This is a genomic window from Porphyrobacter sp. THAI-01a, from assembly GCF_056868655.1.
Map to the genome: position 1 here is coordinate 1,583,562 of NZ_CP180579.1, position 15,195 is coordinate 1,598,756.

The window sequence follows — 15,195 nt, forward strand, 5'->3', positions numbered from 1 at the left end:
ATTATGTAAAATCTAGATCAGGCCCGAGGCGGTGTCGCGGGCGATCAGGAACCACTCCACCACCAGGAAGATGCCGACGAAAATCGCCACCCACACCAGCATCATCTTCACGATCGGCCCCCATCCCAGACGGTGCGACGCCAGCGCGGAACCGACGAGGATCAGCCAGCCGATGCTGGTGATCACCGGCAGCAGCAGTTCCGGGCTCATGCGACGATCTCCAGCCCGTCATAGCCGACCGTCACGAAATCAGGCACTTCCGCGCACAGGGATCGGTAATCCATGCTCTTGTCGAGATGGCTCAGGACGACGCGGCCCGCCTTGCATCTCTGCCCAAGTTCGATCGCCATGCCGAGATGCGCGTGGGTCGGATGCGGCTCGCGGCGCAGGCAATCGCTCACGAGAATGTCGACGCCGTAGAACAGATCGATCATCTCGTCGGAAATGGCACTGAAATCCGTTGCATAAGCGATGGACTTGCCATCGGCTTCGAAACGGAAGGCGGTCGTTTCGCCCGGTCCATGCGCCATCTGGCACCAGTCGACCCCGAACCCTGCGATCATGCGCAGCCGGTCGAGCGTGTCGAGGGTGCATATCGTCGGATAACCGTCCTGTCCGGCGAAGACATAGCCGAAGCGCTGGCGCAGCCGGCGCACGGTTTCCGTGGAGGCAAAACCCGGGATCGGCCCCGCGCGGCCATAGCGCAGCACGCGCAGGTCATCGATGCCGTGGCAGTGGTCGGCATGATCATGGGTCCAGAAGACCGCGTCGATCCCGTCGATCCGGTTGGCAAGCAGCTGCGCACGACAATCGGACGACGTGTCGACGAGCAGCCGACGACCTTCGGCACTCTCGACCAGAATTGACACCCGCGTGCGGCGGTTCCGCGGCTCGGCCGGATCGCAGTCGCCCCAGTCGCCCGCGCCGTCCGGCCCGCCCAGCCGCGGCACCCCGGTCGAGGTGCCAGAGCCGAGCATCACCAGCTTCACAGGCGCGCCTTGCTGAACAGGTTGAAGAAATTGGCGGTGGTCACCCGCTTGAGATGTTCCACATCCGTTCCGCGCAAACCCGCAACGAACCCTGCCGTGTCGGCGACATAGGCCGGTTCGCACACCCTCCCCCGATGCGGGACCGGGGCAAGGAAGGGGCTGTCGGTCTCGACCAGCAGCTTGTCTTCGGGAATGACCTTCGCAACGTCCTGCAAGTCCTTGGCGTTCTTGAAGGTGACGATGCCCGAAAGCGAGATCGTCAGCCCCAGTGCCAGCACCTTCTCCGCAAAATCCGCCGAGGCGGTGAAGCAGTGGATCAGCGCGGGGAAGGCCCCCTTCCCCATCTCCTCGGCGAGGATCGCGTGGGTATCTTCCTCGGCATCGCGGGTGTGGATGATCAGCGGCAGCTGTGTTTCGCGCGCGACGTCGATATGCATGCGGAACAGGGACTTCTGCGCCTCTCTGTCCGACTTGTCGTAATAGTAGTCGAGCCCCGTCTCGCCGATCGCGATCACCTTGGGATGGCGCGTCGCCTCAAGCAGCGCAGCCCAGCCCAGGTCCTGATGCGCATCGGCCTCGTGCGGGTGGATGCCGACGCTGGCGAAGACGTCGGGTTCGCGCGCGGCGGTGCCGACGACCTGGTCCCACTCGCTCTGGCGGGTCGAGATGTTCAGGAAGGCGCCCACCCCCGCCGCCCGCGCACGGGCCAGCACGCCCTCGCGGTCCTCGACGAGGCCCTTGTATTCGAGGTGACAGTGGGAGTCGACCAGCATCACGCGGCCTCGTCGGCGGGGAGTTCGAGACGCGGGAACAGCGGGGTCGGCGGGGCGACGGTGAAGCCGCTGGCGACGAGGCGCTCGAACCAGCCGTCGTCTGCGAGAGCCGCGTAGGTGCGCTCGCCCTCGGCAATGCCGAGCTGGTCGAGCAGCGCGGCCGCCTTTTCCGGCACCACGGGCTGGATCGCGATCGCGAGATCCCTCAGCGCCATGAACAGCGTCTGGAGCACGGCCTTCATCCGCGCAGGATCGGTCTTCTTCAGCGCCCAAGGAGCCTGTTCGTCGACATACTGGTTGCAGGCATAGACCGCGCGCATCCAGGCCTCGATGCCGGTCGAGAAGGCGAGGTCGTTGAATTCACGCGGGAGTTCGCTCGCGCACGCGGTCCTGACCATCGCCAGCAGCGCCGCGTCCGCTTCGCCCTGATCGAACGCCTCCAGCGCCCCGTCCATGTTTTTCGCGATCATCGACAGGGTGCGCTGCGCGAGGTTGCCGAAGCTGTTGGCCAGCTCGGCATTGGCCCGCAAAACAATCGCTTCCGGCGAATAGCTGCCATCCTGCCCGAAGGCGACCTCGCGCATCAGGAAGTAGCGCAAGGCGTCGATCCCGAACTGCTCGGCCAGCGCCAACGGATCGGTGACATTGCCGAGCGACTTCGATTCCTTCTGCCCGCGATTGAGCAGGAAGCCGTGGCCGAACACCTTCTGCGGCACCGGCAGATTGGCGCTCATCAGGAAGGCCGGCCAGTAGATCGTGTGGAAGCGCACGATGTCCTTGCCGATGAGGTGCAGGCTGGCGGGCCAGAAATCGCCCATGTCGTCGGGATAACCCAGCCCCGTCAGATAGTTGGTGAGCGCATCGACCCACACATACATGACATGGCCCTCGGACCCGGGCACCTTCACCCCCCAGTCGAAGGAGGTGCGGCTGACCGAAAGATCGCGCAGGCCCTGTTCGACAAAGGCGATCATCTCGTTGCGCCGGCTTGCCGGTTCGAGAAAGCCCGGAGTCTTGAGCAATTCAAGCAGTTGGCTCTCGTACTTCGAAAGCCGGAAGAACCAGCTTTCCTCGACGGTCCACTCAACCGGCGTGCCCTGCGGCGAGAGCTTCGCCCCGCCCTCGCCCTCGACGAGTTCGCTTTCGTCGTAATAGGCCTCGTCGCGGACCGAGTACCAGCCCTCGTAGCGATCGAGATAGAGGTCGCCGGACCCCTCCATCGCCTGCCAGATGGCCTGGCTAGCACGGTGGTGATCGGGCTCGGAGGTGCGGATGAAACGGTCATAGGACACGTTAAGAGCGTCGCACATCTCACGGAAATAGCCCGACATCTCGTCGGCGAGATCGGCCGGCGTGCGGCCCTGTTCCTCGGCCTTGCGGGCCATCTTGAGGCCGTGCTCGTCGGTGCCGGTCTGGAAGCGCACGCGGCGGCCCGAGAGGCGCTGGAAGCGCGCGATCACGTCGGCGGCGATCGCCTCGTAGGCATGGCCGATATGCGGCTTGCCGTTGGGGTAGCTGATCGCGGTGGTGATGTAGAAGGGGGTCGTGTCAGCCATGGGCCGGTTCGCTAGCGGGGGCGGCGGCGACAAGCAAGCTGCCGATCTCGAAGGGGAGCATGGCGGGATCGAAATTGGCCGTGGGCGCCTCGACCGCGAGCGCGACCAGCGCGGCGTGGGTCTCCACCAGCCGGGCGCGGCGCTCGTGATCCTCGGCGGCGCGGGCGGCGCGCGCGGCGAGCGACTGGGCAAGGTCGAGCACCGCCTGCACCCGCTCGCGCGAGGCGCGCGGGCCGATCAGGCGGGCGAGTTCGCCGCGCCCGGTCATGCCGCTGTCGCCCCCTGCCAGCAGGCCCGATATCACGCGGGCGACGGGCGCGAGATCCTCCTCGGCAAAGCGCAGCGCCGCGCCGAAGGAGCCCTCGGCCGCGGCGATCGCCTGCGGATCGGGGTTCAGCCCCGCCTCGGCCAGCATCGCGGCTAGCTGGCTGTCGCTCAGCACCGGGAAGCGAAGCGTGCGGCAGCGCGAGCGGATCGTCGGCAGCAACCTGGCGGGCCGGTGGGTGACGAGCAGGAAGAAGGTTCCGACGGGCGGCTCCTCAAGGCTCTTCAAGAGCGCGTTGGCGGCGTTGCGTTCCAGATCGTCGGCCGGGTCGATGATGATGGCGCGGCGGCTGCCAAGTGTCGGCCGGGTGTTCAGGCGTCGTTGCATCGCGCGAATCTGCTTGATGCGGATTGAGCGCGCGAGTGCGAAAGGCTTGCCTTCGGCCTGTGCCTTCTCGTCTTTCTCTTCTTTGGGGCCGTAGGTGAGCGTGATGATGTCCGGGTGGTCCCCCGCCGGTTGCGGCACCCCCGGTTCGGCGACCAGCTCGCGCGCGGCGGCAAGGGCGAAGTCGCGCTTGCCGAGGCCTGCCTTGCCCGCCAGCAGCCAGCCGTGATGCATCCGCTCGCCGCCCAGCGCATCGCGCCAGGCGCGCCAGGCCTCGGCATGGTTGGGCCAGTCGGTCACGGCAGAAGGTCCGAGATCGCGGCGAGGATGCGGGCGTGGACCGCCTCGGGCGAGCCGATCGCGTCGAGGCGCGCGAAGCCCTTCGGGTCGGCCTCGGCGAGGGTGCGGAAGGCGGCGGCGACGGCGCGGTGGTAGGCGGCAGGGCGGCCCTCGATCGCGTCGGCCTCGGCCCCGCGCGCGGCGAGGCGGGCGCCGAGGGCGGCCTCGTCACCCTCCAGCAGGATCACCCGGTCGGGGCGCAGGCCGCCGCTGCCGAAGGCGTGGAGCGCGGTGATCGCCTCGTCACCGAGGCCCCCTGCCCCGCCCTGGTAGGCGCGGCTCGAATCCACGAAGCGGTCGCAGATCACCCATGCCCCGCGGGCGAGCGCGGGGCGGATCAGGTGGGCGACGTGATCGGCGCGGGCGGCGGCGAACAGCAGGGCCTCGGCCTCGGCCGGCCAGCCTTCTCCGGGGGGCGCGAGCAGGAGCTGGCGGATCGCCTCGGCGCCCGGGGTTCCTCCCGGCTCGCGGGTGACGACGACGGGAAGCCCGCGCGCCTCGAGTGCGGCGGCGAGCAGCCGGGCCTGGGTCGACTTGCCCGCCCCCTCCCCGCCCTCGAAGGCGATGAACCTGCCCTGCGCCGCGCTCACGAGAAGATCCCCGCGACCGCGTTGACGATCCGGTCGATCGGGCCGGCCTTGCCCACCGGGGCCGCGGCATAGAGCGGAATCCGGGCCGGAGCCGCGCCGCGCGCGGTCACCTCGAGCACCGCGACTTCCTGCCCCGCCGCGATCGGCGCGCGCAGGGGGCCGTCGTAGCGGATCGTGGCGGCAAGCCGCGCGTCGCTCCCCTTGGGGAGGTTGATCGTGACGGGCCCTGCCGCCTTCAGCGCGATGCTGCGCGCATCGCCGTCCTGCACGCGGGCCTCGCCCACCACCGCCCCCGGCGCGAAGAGCTGCCGGCGGTCGAAGGCGGTGAACCCCCATTCGACATAGGCCTTGGCGAGCCGTGCCCGGAGGCGCCCGTTCTCGACCCCGGCGAGCACCAGCACCAGCCGCTGCCCGTCGCGCCGGGCAGTGCCGAGATAGGAGAAGCCCGCCTCGTTGGTGAAGCCGGTCTTGATCCCGTCGGCCCCGGGAACCCGGCCGATCATCGGATCGTGATTGACCTGCGCGATGCCCTTGTAGTCGAACCCGCTGCGGCCGATGTAATAGCCGAACTTGTCCGGGTGCCGCGTGATCATCGCCCGGGCGAGCGTCACGAGATCGCTCGCGGTGGTGAAGGTCCTGCCCTCGTCGGGCCAGCCGTTGGGGCTGGCGAAGTGGCTCCCCGTCATCCCGAGGCCGAGCGCGGTGCGGTTCATCGCCGCGGTCCAGGCCGCGACCGATCCCGCCTGCCCCTCGGCCAGCACCGCCGCCCCGTCATTGGCCGAGACATTGGCGATGCCGAGCAGGAGGTCGTCGACCCTGACCTGCTCGCCTGCATCGAGGAACATGGTCGAACCCTTGCGCCGCCACTCGCGCGCTATGGCGGGGCTCATCACGAAGACCTGCGCCGGATCGAGCTGCCCCGCCGCGATCAGCTCGAATGCGAGGTAGAGCGTCATCACCTTTGTCACCGAGGCCGGCATGAAGCGCCGGTCGGGGGCGCGGGCGTGGAGGATCTGTCCGCTCCCCAGATCCACCAGCAGCGCGACGGGCGCCTCGGCGGCGGTGGGAACTGCGGGCGGGACCGCGCCCGGATCGGGCACCAGCGCGCGCGCCGGCAGTGCGGCAGCGGCAAGGACGAGGGCAAGCAGACGAAGCGCCGGGCGCAAACGGAAGGGGGGCATCACGCGGGTTGCTATACCCGTGCCCTTCCCGCTTGGCGAGGCAGCGGGACGGATCAGTTCACGATTTCGTCGGCGAGCAGACCCACGCTCATCGCATAGTAGCTCGAACAGTTGTATTCGAGGATCGCGCGGTAATTGCCGGTGAGCAGCAAGGCCGGGGTGCCGGGGCCGTCGGGCTGGAAGAACGACACCATGACGTCATCGGCCAGCCCCCCTTGGGCGACCACGCCCGCGGCGCGCCATTCGCCCACGGTCATCCAGCGGCTGAGCCGTTCGTGCACACGCGGGCACACCGGCGAGACCAGCCGGGTGCGGTAGCGCGAGACATCGAAGCCCGCGGGCACGCTCGCCCGCACGCCCCAGGGCTGGCCCGTCCGCCACCCGGCATCGCGGAAGTAGTTGGCGATCGAGGCGAAGGTGTCGGCCCGGTTGGTGAAGATGTCCGCGCGCCCGTCCCCGTCGCCGTCGGTGGCGAGGCGCAGGTAGACGCTGGGGAGGAACTGCGGATTGCCGAAAGCCCCCGCGTAGGATCCGACCAGCTGCGAGCGGTCGTAGCCCTTCTCGGCGATCTTCATCAGCGCGACGAATTCGCCGGCGAAGAGCTCGCGGCGGCGCCCTTCCCATGCCAGCGTCGCGAGGCTGCGGGCGAGATCGAAGTCGCCCTTCACCCGTCCGTAGCTGGTCTCGTGGCCGAAGATCGCGACGATGATCGGCCCCGGCACGCCGTAGCGCGCCTCGATCGCCGCGAGCGTCCCCTGGTGCTGGCGCCAGACGGCCCGCCCGCCGCCGATCCGCGCGGCATCGACATGGGTGGCGATATAGTTCGACATCGGCGGATAGCCGCGCGTCGTGGCGCTGCCGGGCTGGTTGTTGTCGAGCGCGATCACCCGCGGATTGGGCGTGAGCCCGGCGGTCATGCGCTCGATGGTTGCCTCCGACACCCCCTCCCCCCGCGCGCGGGCCTTGAGCAGTTCGAGATAGGCATCGAAGGGCATCCCGTCTCGGCTGACCTGCGCCGCAGCCGGCGCCGAAGCAGGCGGCGCGCCGAGCGTGGCAGACAGGGCGAGAGCGAGCGCGGCAAAGGGAAGCGGACGGGGAATCATGATGTTCGGCAAGGTGTCACACCTTGGCTGAATTCCCAACAACCGAACTGGGGATGACTTGAAGGGCAAGTCTGGCTAGGGGCGATTCACCGGACAGGTGGCCGAGTGGTTTAAGGCAGCGGTCTTGAAAACCGCCGTAGGTGCAAGCCTACCGTGGGTTCGAATCCCACCCTGTCCGCCACCGGCCCGCGCCACCCGCTGCCACGAAATGCCCGGAGCGGCCATTGCACCGCCGCAAATCAATGCTGAAGTTCCCTTTCGCGGCTCATCAGCGGGAGTGCGACCGCGGATTTTCGCATGATGCGTCGACTCCGTCGTGGGCCGAACGTGTTCAGCCCATGTTTCAGATGGCCTTCGCGATGGGCTCGGGCCGAACTGCCGACGGTGCTTCGATTGCGCCCGGCAAATTTGCAGCGAACATCTCGCTCGCGATCTGATCTGGCAGCGGCGCGCCCAGAAAAAAGCCCTGCACATTCGTGCAGCCGTTTGCCGCGACGAAGGTCAGCTGTGCGAGGTCCTCTATCCCCTCTGCAGTGACCTCAAGACCGAGACTTTCTCCAAGCTGACAGATCGCACGAACGATCGATGCACTGCCTGTGTCCTCAAGCAACCGCGAAATGAAACTGCGATCGATCTTGATCCGGTCGATCGGGAAGCGGCGCAGATAGGACAGTGACGAATAGCCTTTGCCAAAGTCATCGAGGGCGATCTTCACCCCCATCGCAGACAGATCTTCCAGCGTCTTGCGGACAACCTCGTCGTCCGACAGCAGCGAGCACTCGACGATCTCGATCTCGAGCCTCTCCGGAGAAAGTCCGCTAAGTTCCAGGGCATTCTTGACCGTCACAAGGAACCCGCCGCTGGCAATCTGCACCGGCGAGACGTTGACGGAGATGGTCAGTGACGGCGGCCAGCCGGCGGCGACCGCACAGGCTTTTCCGAGCACGTCCGCGCCGATCGCCGAGATCAGGCCGAGCTCTTCGGCGATGGGAATGAACGTTTCGGGCGGCACCTCGCCATGGGTGGGAGACTGCCAGCGCAGCAGCGCCTCGGCCCCCGTGCAACGGCGCGAGCGGGCATCGAAGATCGGTTGATAGAGGATCTCGAAGCTGTTGCTTGCCCACGCCTGGCGCAGATCGTTCTCCAGGGCGCAACGTTCGAGCATTGCCTGTGTCAGCGAGGGATTGAAGACGCACACCCGTCCACGCCCCTCGCGCTTGGCGCGATAAAGCGCCACGTCTGCCTGCTGCGTGAGAACCTCGGCGTCATCGCTGTCGGCGGGGGCAAGCGTCAACCCCACACTCGCGCCGATCTCCGCGGTGCAGTCCCCGAGTTTGAACGGGCTGGAGAGGGTCTCAACGATCTTCTCGGCGAGTTTCTGCGCGTCGCCCGCACCGTTAACACCGCGGGCGATCATCGCGAACTCGTCGCCGCCGATACGTGCGATGACGTCTCCGGATCGCGCCACCTGTTGCAGGCGCTTGGCGACGCTTTGGAGGAGAAGGTCACCGACCGGATGGCCCATCGTGTCATTGACAGCCTTGAAGCGGTCGAGGTCAATCAGCAGCAGGGCGAACGGCTCCGGCGCCCCGCTCTTCAAATGTGCGCACCGTTCGGCAAGCTGCGTGACGAAGCTGTGGCGATTTGCGATACCGGTGAGCATGTCGTGCATGGCCATCTGATGAAGGCGCTGCTGCGCATTCGCACGACCAAGCTCGAATAGATGGGTGGAGATGCCGGTCCCCACGATCATGACCGCCGCCACCGCGATTGCCGCCGCCATCGCGGTGAAAACCTCGCTGTTCGAACTGGCGTCAACGCCTTCAATGGGGGTTACGGCGAAAGCGGCCATCCCTGTGAAGTGGAGCAGAATGATTGCCCCGACTAGAAGCAGCGTCGTCCTCCATGCGTTGCCGTGAGCGTCCTTGTCCAGCCGCTGGAGCCTGTGGGCAGCCAACGCCGACATGACGACCGCACACACAATGGAGGCAGCCACATAGCCGGGCTCCCAGGTTACGATCCTGTCGGGCCGGTAGGCGAACATGCCAACGTAGTGCATGGTCGAAATCGCGAGGCCGATTACGCCTCCGCCACACAGGCCGACAACCCTGCTGGTACGCACTCGAACGAGAGCAAAGCCCACCGCGCACCCGCCGATGGCGATCAGGGCTGACACGATGGTGAGAGTCGCATCGAAGTGGACTGGCACGCCGGGACGGTAGCCGAGCATGGCTATGAAATGGGTGGCCCAAGTCGAGGATCCGGCACATACCGATGCGAGGAACAGCCAGTGTAGCCCGGTTGATCCACGCGAGTGGACAGTACGATGCGCGAGCCTGATGGTTACCGAACAGCCAAGCAGGCACACAAGGGCTGCCAGCAGCACCAGCAGCGCGTTGTGGTCGTAAGCGAGGCAAGTCAGAACGCGCAAACAGGATCCTTCTCTGCCGGCCGTTAGCCCGGAGGCGCTTAAGGCACCTAAAGAGGGAAGGCTAAGCGGGACTTAATGGCGGATAAGGGCCGAAGATGGTGACCGCTTAACCTTGACGGAGAGCCTCATTAGGCGATCAATAGGTGATCGTGATGACGACCGCGTCGGAATAGCTCCCCGCCCTTGCCCACTGTCGCGCCGGTATCCGGCCATAAATGAAGACGCTCTGGCCGAAGAACAGAAGTCCGTTCAGCGGTGTGGTGATTTTCTGTGTCCCTGCCGACCCGTCGCCGAAGACGATCGTGCGCGCGCCATTGACGTAGAGATTGTAGCTCAGCGTGTTCGTGCCTTGCCGCAGCGTGCGCTGAGCCGCATTGCCCGAACTGCCCGCACTGGACGCGATGTCGACCGACCCGAACAGCGACACGAGCCCTGTGCAGTTGACTGTCACCGTGCCCGATGTGTCGGAAGGGGTCGACGATGTCGGGTCGTAGGTTCCGAACGCGATGTTGGTTGCTGTCGCCGTGCACGAGCACAGCGTACAGGCGAGCGCCGGGCTTGGCGCGGCAATGCCGATCGCGATCGGCCCGGCAAGAAGCGCTGCGGAGAGCCTTAGGGCGCGAGCGAAACTCTGGTTCATGGGAAAGGCTCCAAGGTTGGCCGTGGCAGGCAGGCGACAGGCGCGAGCTGCCGGTTTTCGTCGATTTGCGGCGCCGGAGGGATCTGCGCTTCGCAGCGATAGGTTCGAGTGGAGACGGAAAGGCGCTCGCCTCCTTCAAGATCAGGCAGGAAAACAAGGCCGTCATATCCGGTGATTGCCGCGACTTGCGATCAGGACAGGACTTCCAGCCCGGGGGGCAGCGGCTCGCCGTCGGGTCCTATCAGCCTGAAGGTCACCGGGACCTGCGAAGCGCCACCGAACGAGACCCGCACTGCCTGCCGGAAGCCGGGGACAACATGGCGTTCACCGGCGTCGACGTCGGCCGTGATCGGAAGCGAAGCGACGTCAATCGCAATCCGGTTCGGTGCATAGGGCTGAAGACCGGTGAGGAGCGCTACCTTGCCCGCTCCCCCTTTCGCAACCACCGGCCGGTTTTCGAGGTAGAGCGTGACGTCTGCCTCGCTGTCCAGATCGACCACGGCAAAGGCGTTTTCCAGTCGCGGCGTGGCCACGACCTTGCCGCCCACCGCCACCACTGCGCCTCTGGCGCTGAGCCGTATCCCCTGTCCTGCACCGTTGCGACCGCCAGCCAGTTCCAGGTCGCCAACGCGCGTGCGAAGCAGCGCCGAGACGTCGATGATCGGCTGATCCGATACCATGTCATATCCGGCGGCGAACTGGTATCCGGCACCCGGATCGTTCGGCGGGGTAATTCCGGCCACAGCGATGAACCGCTTGTCGTCGATCCGCGCGTTCGCGCTGGTGCGAGCCCCCAGCGGCATGCTGACCGAAAGAAACGCACCGTTATCGGTTCGCCCGCCAAACTCGTTTCGGCGGAGGCCGAGGTTGTAGAACGCGGTCCTGAAATCGCCGTTCAGACTGAGGCTTGTCGTCCTGAAGCTCTGCCCTGCCGCAGTGCGCGTTTCGGCGTGTCCGAGCACGACATCGCCGAGCACGCCGAGCGACAGGCTGCCCGCGATCGCGATTTCCCGCCGCGTAGCGGCAAAAGGCAAGGCACCCGCCTCGTCGCTGCCCACCTGGGTGAAGCGACCGTTATCCTGCTGGTAGCTCAAGGTGAGCGAATGCGTCGGTGCGATCCTCTGGAATTGGGCACGCCAAAGCGTCCCCTGCCCCTGCGCGCTTCGGGAGATCGCGCCAGCCACCACGAACTCGCCGATGGGGGAGAACACCCATCCGATGCCGATCCCGCCCATCTGGACATCCGGACTGGCCTCGAGCCGCCCACCGATCGTGAGCGCATCGTTGAAGCCGAAGCGCAGGAAACCCGCAGCGAAGGGCGCACCGTAATCGAAGCTCGCGGTGCCGTAGTTCCGCCGGACCAGACCGGCCTCGAGGGAGAAGTCCACCAGCCCGGGCCGCAACAGCCGCGGGCTGGTGTAGATGCTGCTGGTCACTTGCCGCGACAGGCCATTGGCATCGGTGATCATCATCGTCACCTCGCCGGCCCCGGAGAAGACCGGCTGGTAATCGATGATGAAGGCACCCGGCTGCACGGGAATAGTCTGGCGGCTCACTGCCGAGATGAGGTCCACGGTGGACGGTATGGTTGCCGCTTCGGTGAGCTGCGGCACCGGAAAGGTGACAAGGGTGGGCTGGAGCGAGAAGTCCGTGCCGAGGCGAATGCCCGCAAATCGTGTCGGTGCGCTCCATTCTGTTGGCTTGGTGACAGTATCGCCCACCACGAGCCTAAGGTGTTCGTTGGACCAGTCGCGCTGGAAATAGCTGTCGAGCCGCACGGTCGTGCGTCCTGCATTCTGGATTGCGGCCGTGGTGCCGATAAGGCCCCATCCGCCCGAAACCCCCGCATCGAGAAATGCGAAGGCGGAGTTCTGCCCGTTCCAGCGATTGAAGGTGAGATCGTAGCTGAGGAAGACGGCCGGCACGATTTCATCGAGCGCGACAGGTTGGGCAGATCTGCCGTATCTTGCCGGAGGAAAGACGGCGGGATCGGCGCTGATGTCCAGCAGGCTTCCGCCGTCTTCAAGGGCTGCCGAGACGCCGCCCACGACCGGGAGAGAGACGTAATCCTGACCCGACAGCGCAAATGCGCTCGCCAGCTCGGGAAGGATCAGGCCGGTCAGTGCAAGATCGGAGCGCCTGATGAAGAGGGCATCGTCCATGACCACCACGAGAGCCTGATGCTGCGTCGGCCTGCCGTTGATCATCACGCCTACCGGTCTGGGTTCGGGCAATCCGCTTCGCCCGTCAGGCCTGGCGTGCTTCGCAGGGACCGCGCCACCGCTGGCGTCCTCGGCCCGCAAGCAGGAGGCGCACATGATCGCCGCCGCCGCCGCCGCCAAGGCGGATGCCCCGGCGCGCCATAGCCGCATGGCGAGCATCGCCGCACCCACTCACGGTTGTGGCGTGGGCGCGCGCGGCACGGCAAGGAGAGAGCCGTCTTCGGTCATCGCTTCCACCTCTGCAATCGCCGCGCGACCCAAGCGGGCATCGACGGTGCGACTGGCACCGGCCAGCAGATAGAAACTCGCGCCTGTGCGCACCGGATCGGACGCGCCCGGATGGACGACGAGATCCGCGATGCGAACGTGGCGCGTGCCCGTGTTGGAGACGACCAGACGGCCGTCCTCCGCCGCAGACCAGAAAAGCAAGGGTTTGGCATCCGGTAACCCGCGAAACACAGGAATGCTGAGCTGCAGGAGCGTCTGGAGCGTGCCGGGCTCCGCCGAAGCGCGCGGCAGTTCGCTCACGATCAGGCGATAGGTGCTTTCGACCTGGCCCGTCTGCTGAGGCAGGCTGCAACGCACGAGTCTCTTCGTGCCCGGCGCGATCGTCACGATCGCGGGATTGATGACTATGCTTTGGCTCTCGTCGAGCGCATCGCTGCCGTGATCCTGGTGCCAGCGGTATCCGCGCACCTGGACCGTGACGTCGCTGGCTCCGTCATTGCCGATGTTGATCGAACAGAACTGCTGGTTGGCGGCAACCTCGACGCGGACCGGCAGGACGGAAAGTGATCCGGCCAAAGCGGCCTGCGCCTGCAAGAGCCCCATAAGGCCGCACGCCAGCTTGAACACGGCAAGGCCGCGGCAAATGATCGACCCCTGCATCATCGGATCAGTAGCTGACGGTGATGGTCACCGTGTCCGTGTAGTTGCCGACCGCCGCAGCCTGTTGGGCAGCGATCCGGCCATAGACCGTCAAGGCCAATGGCGAAGTCGATGCCGTGGCTGCTGCAGGGGTATCTGTTCCGGGCGTATTTCCCCAGTTCGTGGTGCGGGCGACGTCGCTGTACAGGGCATAGTCGAGACGATTGCTGCCGCTTGCCATTTTGCGGCTCGTGACTGTCGTACCAGCGGTGGTCCCGGCATTGAGGCCCACGGTGAAACTGGTTCCCGGCGTGCAGGTTACCGTTATGGTGCTCGAAGCATCGGTGGGAGTGGCCGATGTAGGGTCGTAGTTTCCGAAGGCGAGGTTCGTGGCGCTGACCACGCAGGCCTTCACCACCGTTGCCGACACATCCATCGTCGTTTGCGCGGATTGGGCCCATGCGGATGATGGAAGAAGTCCGAAGCTGATTGCCAGTGCGGCCAGTATTCTTGGTGACATGAGGCTGTCCTTGGATTTACCCCCGCAGGATAAGCCATAGGACTGAACGGCAAGCCGAATGGCCCTTAAGGGTTAGCCCTCATGCCTCTGGTCAGCTGAAGTCCGCTTGCATGCCCCCTCCGGTCCTCCATCCTTTGCGTGCGGGTTCGACCGTCGATCGAGGCTCCGCCTCGGGACAGATGCGCAACTTCAAGGGTCGCAATTTCCGAGCCTGATCAACAGGAAAGCCACTGAGCGTGTCGGTTGCAGATAGACCTGAGTTCAAGGCCCCGCACGCTCCAGGTTGAGCGGTGGCGTGGCCTAAGCGGGATTTTTCAGCCCGGCTGCGGGCTGCTCGGTTTCCCGGAAGCTTGCCCGTAACCTTTGTCCGGCAAAGTCCATGAAAGCGCGCACCTTCGGTATTGTCAGCCGATGCTCGGATGCGACGAGGCTGACGGGCACAGGAGGCGGTTGATCGCCCGGGAGCAGCACCACCAGACGGCCGTCGCACACCTCCTGCTGGATCTTGTAGCTGAACACCCGGATGATGCCTCCGCCGTCGAGCGCCGCACTCACTGCTGCCTCATCCGAATTGACCATGAGGCGCGGCCGCAAGCGCACCGTTCTAGCCATCTTCCGGCCTGGCGAGGGCGGAAAGCTCCAGATGTCCTCGGGACTGGAAGGTTCGATCGCGATGCAATCATGGACGGCCAGTTCGGCAATGCTCGCGGGTTCTCCGCGGCGGGCGAGATAGCAGGGCGAGGCGCACAGCACCTTGTGAACCTCGCCGATCTTGAGCGCGATCAGCGATGAATCCGGGAGTGCCGCAATGCGCAGTCCGATGTCGATGCCTTCGTCGACGAGGTTGGTCATGCGGTTGAGCAGAAGGTACCTGATCTGCACAAGGGGATGCTGCCGCAGGAATTCGCCGACGACGGGGCGCAGTAGACGGGTCCCGAACATGACGGGCGCAGTGACGGTCAGCACGCCCCGCGGCGTGACGCCTTCACCGGCCGCGGACAGGTCGGCCTCGTCCAGCTCGGCCAGCACACTGCGGCACACGGCGGCGTAGCGTTCGCCCGCCTCTGTCAGATGGAGCCGGCGCGTGGTCCGGTGCAAAAGCGCCGTGCCGACGTGGTTTTCCAGGGCGGCGACGGCACGGGTCACCGCGGCAGGGGAGCGGCCCAGACGTCGCCCGGCTCGCGCCATGCTGCCCTCGCTGATCGCGGTCACGAAGACGCGCATGCTGTCGAGGCGGTCGATCATCGTTTCGCGCTGCGTAAGCCAAGCTGTCGTGCGTCGGGCATTCCGATGTCCTCCATGGCCGGCCTAATCTGCCCAGCGGCGCAGGCACTC

14 protein-coding genes and 1 tRNA gene are annotated in these 15,195 nt (G+C 66.2%); 1 reads left to right on the top strand and 14 read right to left on the bottom strand.

Going from position 1 to position 15,195, the window contains the following annotated elements; translation table 11 throughout:
• Positions 1 to 12 precede the first annotated feature (12 nt).
• The 8 genes from ACMX37_RS07685 to ACMX37_RS07720 are packed head-to-tail and all read right to left on the bottom strand — an operon-like array spanning position 13 to position 7,180.
• Complete coding sequence (locus ACMX37_RS07685) at positions 13 to 210, bottom strand: hypothetical protein (RefSeq protein WP_483148256.1); 198 nt, start codon at positions 208 to 210, stop codon at positions 13 to 15.
• On the bottom strand, positions 207 to 989 hold the full coding sequence (locus ACMX37_RS07690; protein WP_483148257.1) for an MBL fold metallo-hydrolase: 783 nt from the start codon (positions 987 to 989) through the stop codon (positions 207 to 209). Before ACMX37_RS07690 ends, ACMX37_RS07685 begins: the two co-directional genes overlap by 4 nt.
• On the bottom strand, positions 986 to 1,762 hold the full coding sequence (locus ACMX37_RS07695) for a TatD family hydrolase (RefSeq protein WP_483148258.1): 777 nt from the start codon (positions 1,760 to 1,762) through the stop codon (positions 986 to 988). The genes ACMX37_RS07690 and ACMX37_RS07695 overlap by 4 nt, the downstream gene beginning before the upstream one ends.
• A complete protein-coding gene (metG, locus tag ACMX37_RS07700; RefSeq protein ID WP_483148259.1) occupies positions 1,762 to 3,318 on the bottom strand; it encodes a methionine--tRNA ligase in 1,557 nt (518 codons plus the stop codon). The genes ACMX37_RS07695 and metG overlap by 1 nt, the downstream gene beginning before the upstream one ends.
• Positions 3,311 to 4,267: a DNA polymerase III subunit delta' gene (locus tag ACMX37_RS07705; RefSeq protein ID WP_483148260.1), complete on the bottom strand. Its 957-nt coding sequence runs from the start codon at positions 4,265 to 4,267 to the stop codon at positions 3,311 to 3,313. Before ACMX37_RS07705 ends, metG begins: the two co-directional genes overlap by 8 nt.
• On the bottom strand, positions 4,264 to 4,896 hold the full coding sequence (gene tmk, locus ACMX37_RS07710; RefSeq protein WP_483148261.1) for a dTMP kinase: 633 nt from the start codon (positions 4,894 to 4,896) through the stop codon (positions 4,264 to 4,266). The genes ACMX37_RS07705 and tmk overlap by 4 nt, the downstream gene beginning before the upstream one ends.
• Entirely contained in the window at positions 4,893 to 6,077 is a 1,185-nt protein-coding gene (locus ACMX37_RS07715) for a D-alanyl-D-alanine carboxypeptidase family protein (RefSeq protein WP_483148381.1), read from the bottom strand. Before ACMX37_RS07715 ends, tmk begins: the two co-directional genes overlap by 4 nt.
• Positions 6,078 to 6,130: 53 nt before the next feature.
• Entirely contained in the window at positions 6,131 to 7,180 is a 1,050-nt protein-coding gene (locus tag ACMX37_RS07720) for a lytic murein transglycosylase (protein WP_483148262.1), read from the bottom strand.
• Between the two features lie 91 nt (positions 7,181 to 7,271).
• Here ACMX37_RS07720 and ACMX37_RS07725 point away from each other — a divergent pair.
• Positions 7,272 to 7,361: transfer RNA gene (locus ACMX37_RS07725), tRNA-Ser, on the top strand.
• A 162-nt stretch (positions 7,362 to 7,523) separates the two neighbouring features.
• On the opposite strand, the gene ACMX37_RS07730 is transcribed toward ACMX37_RS07725, so the two are convergent.
• The 6 genes from ACMX37_RS07730 to ACMX37_RS07755 all read right to left on the bottom strand — a co-directional run bounded on the left by ACMX37_RS07730 (position 7,524) and on the right by ACMX37_RS07755 (position 15,105).
• On the bottom strand, positions 7,524 to 9,611 hold the full coding sequence (locus ACMX37_RS07730; RefSeq protein WP_483148263.1) for a putative bifunctional diguanylate cyclase/phosphodiesterase: 2,088 nt from the start codon (positions 9,609 to 9,611) through the stop codon (positions 7,524 to 7,526).
• A 136-nt stretch (positions 9,612 to 9,747) separates the two neighbouring features.
• Entirely contained in the window at positions 9,748 to 10,251 is a 504-nt protein-coding gene (locus ACMX37_RS07735) for a Csu type fimbrial protein (RefSeq protein WP_483148264.1), read from the bottom strand.
• Between the two features lie 191 nt (positions 10,252 to 10,442).
• Complete coding sequence (locus tag ACMX37_RS07740; RefSeq protein WP_483148265.1) at positions 10,443 to 12,458, bottom strand: fimbria/pilus outer membrane usher protein; 2,016 nt, start codon at positions 12,456 to 12,458, stop codon at positions 10,443 to 10,445.
• 186 nt (positions 12,459 to 12,644) lie between these two features.
• Positions 12,645 to 13,328, bottom strand: coding sequence for a fimbrial biogenesis chaperone (locus ACMX37_RS07745; protein WP_483148266.1), 684 nt, complete (start codon positions 13,326 to 13,328; stop codon positions 12,645 to 12,647).
• 40 nt (positions 13,329 to 13,368) lie between these two features.
• Positions 13,369 to 13,776 carry a Csu type fimbrial protein gene (locus tag ACMX37_RS07750; RefSeq protein ID WP_483148267.1) on the bottom strand — a complete coding sequence of 136 codons (408 nt, stop codon included), beginning with the start codon at positions 13,774 to 13,776 and terminating at the stop codon, positions 13,369 to 13,371.
• Positions 13,777 to 14,160: 384 nt separating this feature from the next.
• Complete coding sequence (locus ACMX37_RS07755) at positions 14,161 to 15,105, bottom strand: LysR family transcriptional regulator (RefSeq protein WP_483148268.1); 945 nt, start codon at positions 15,103 to 15,105, stop codon at positions 14,161 to 14,163.
• Between the last annotated feature and the right edge of the window lie 90 nt (positions 15,106 to 15,195).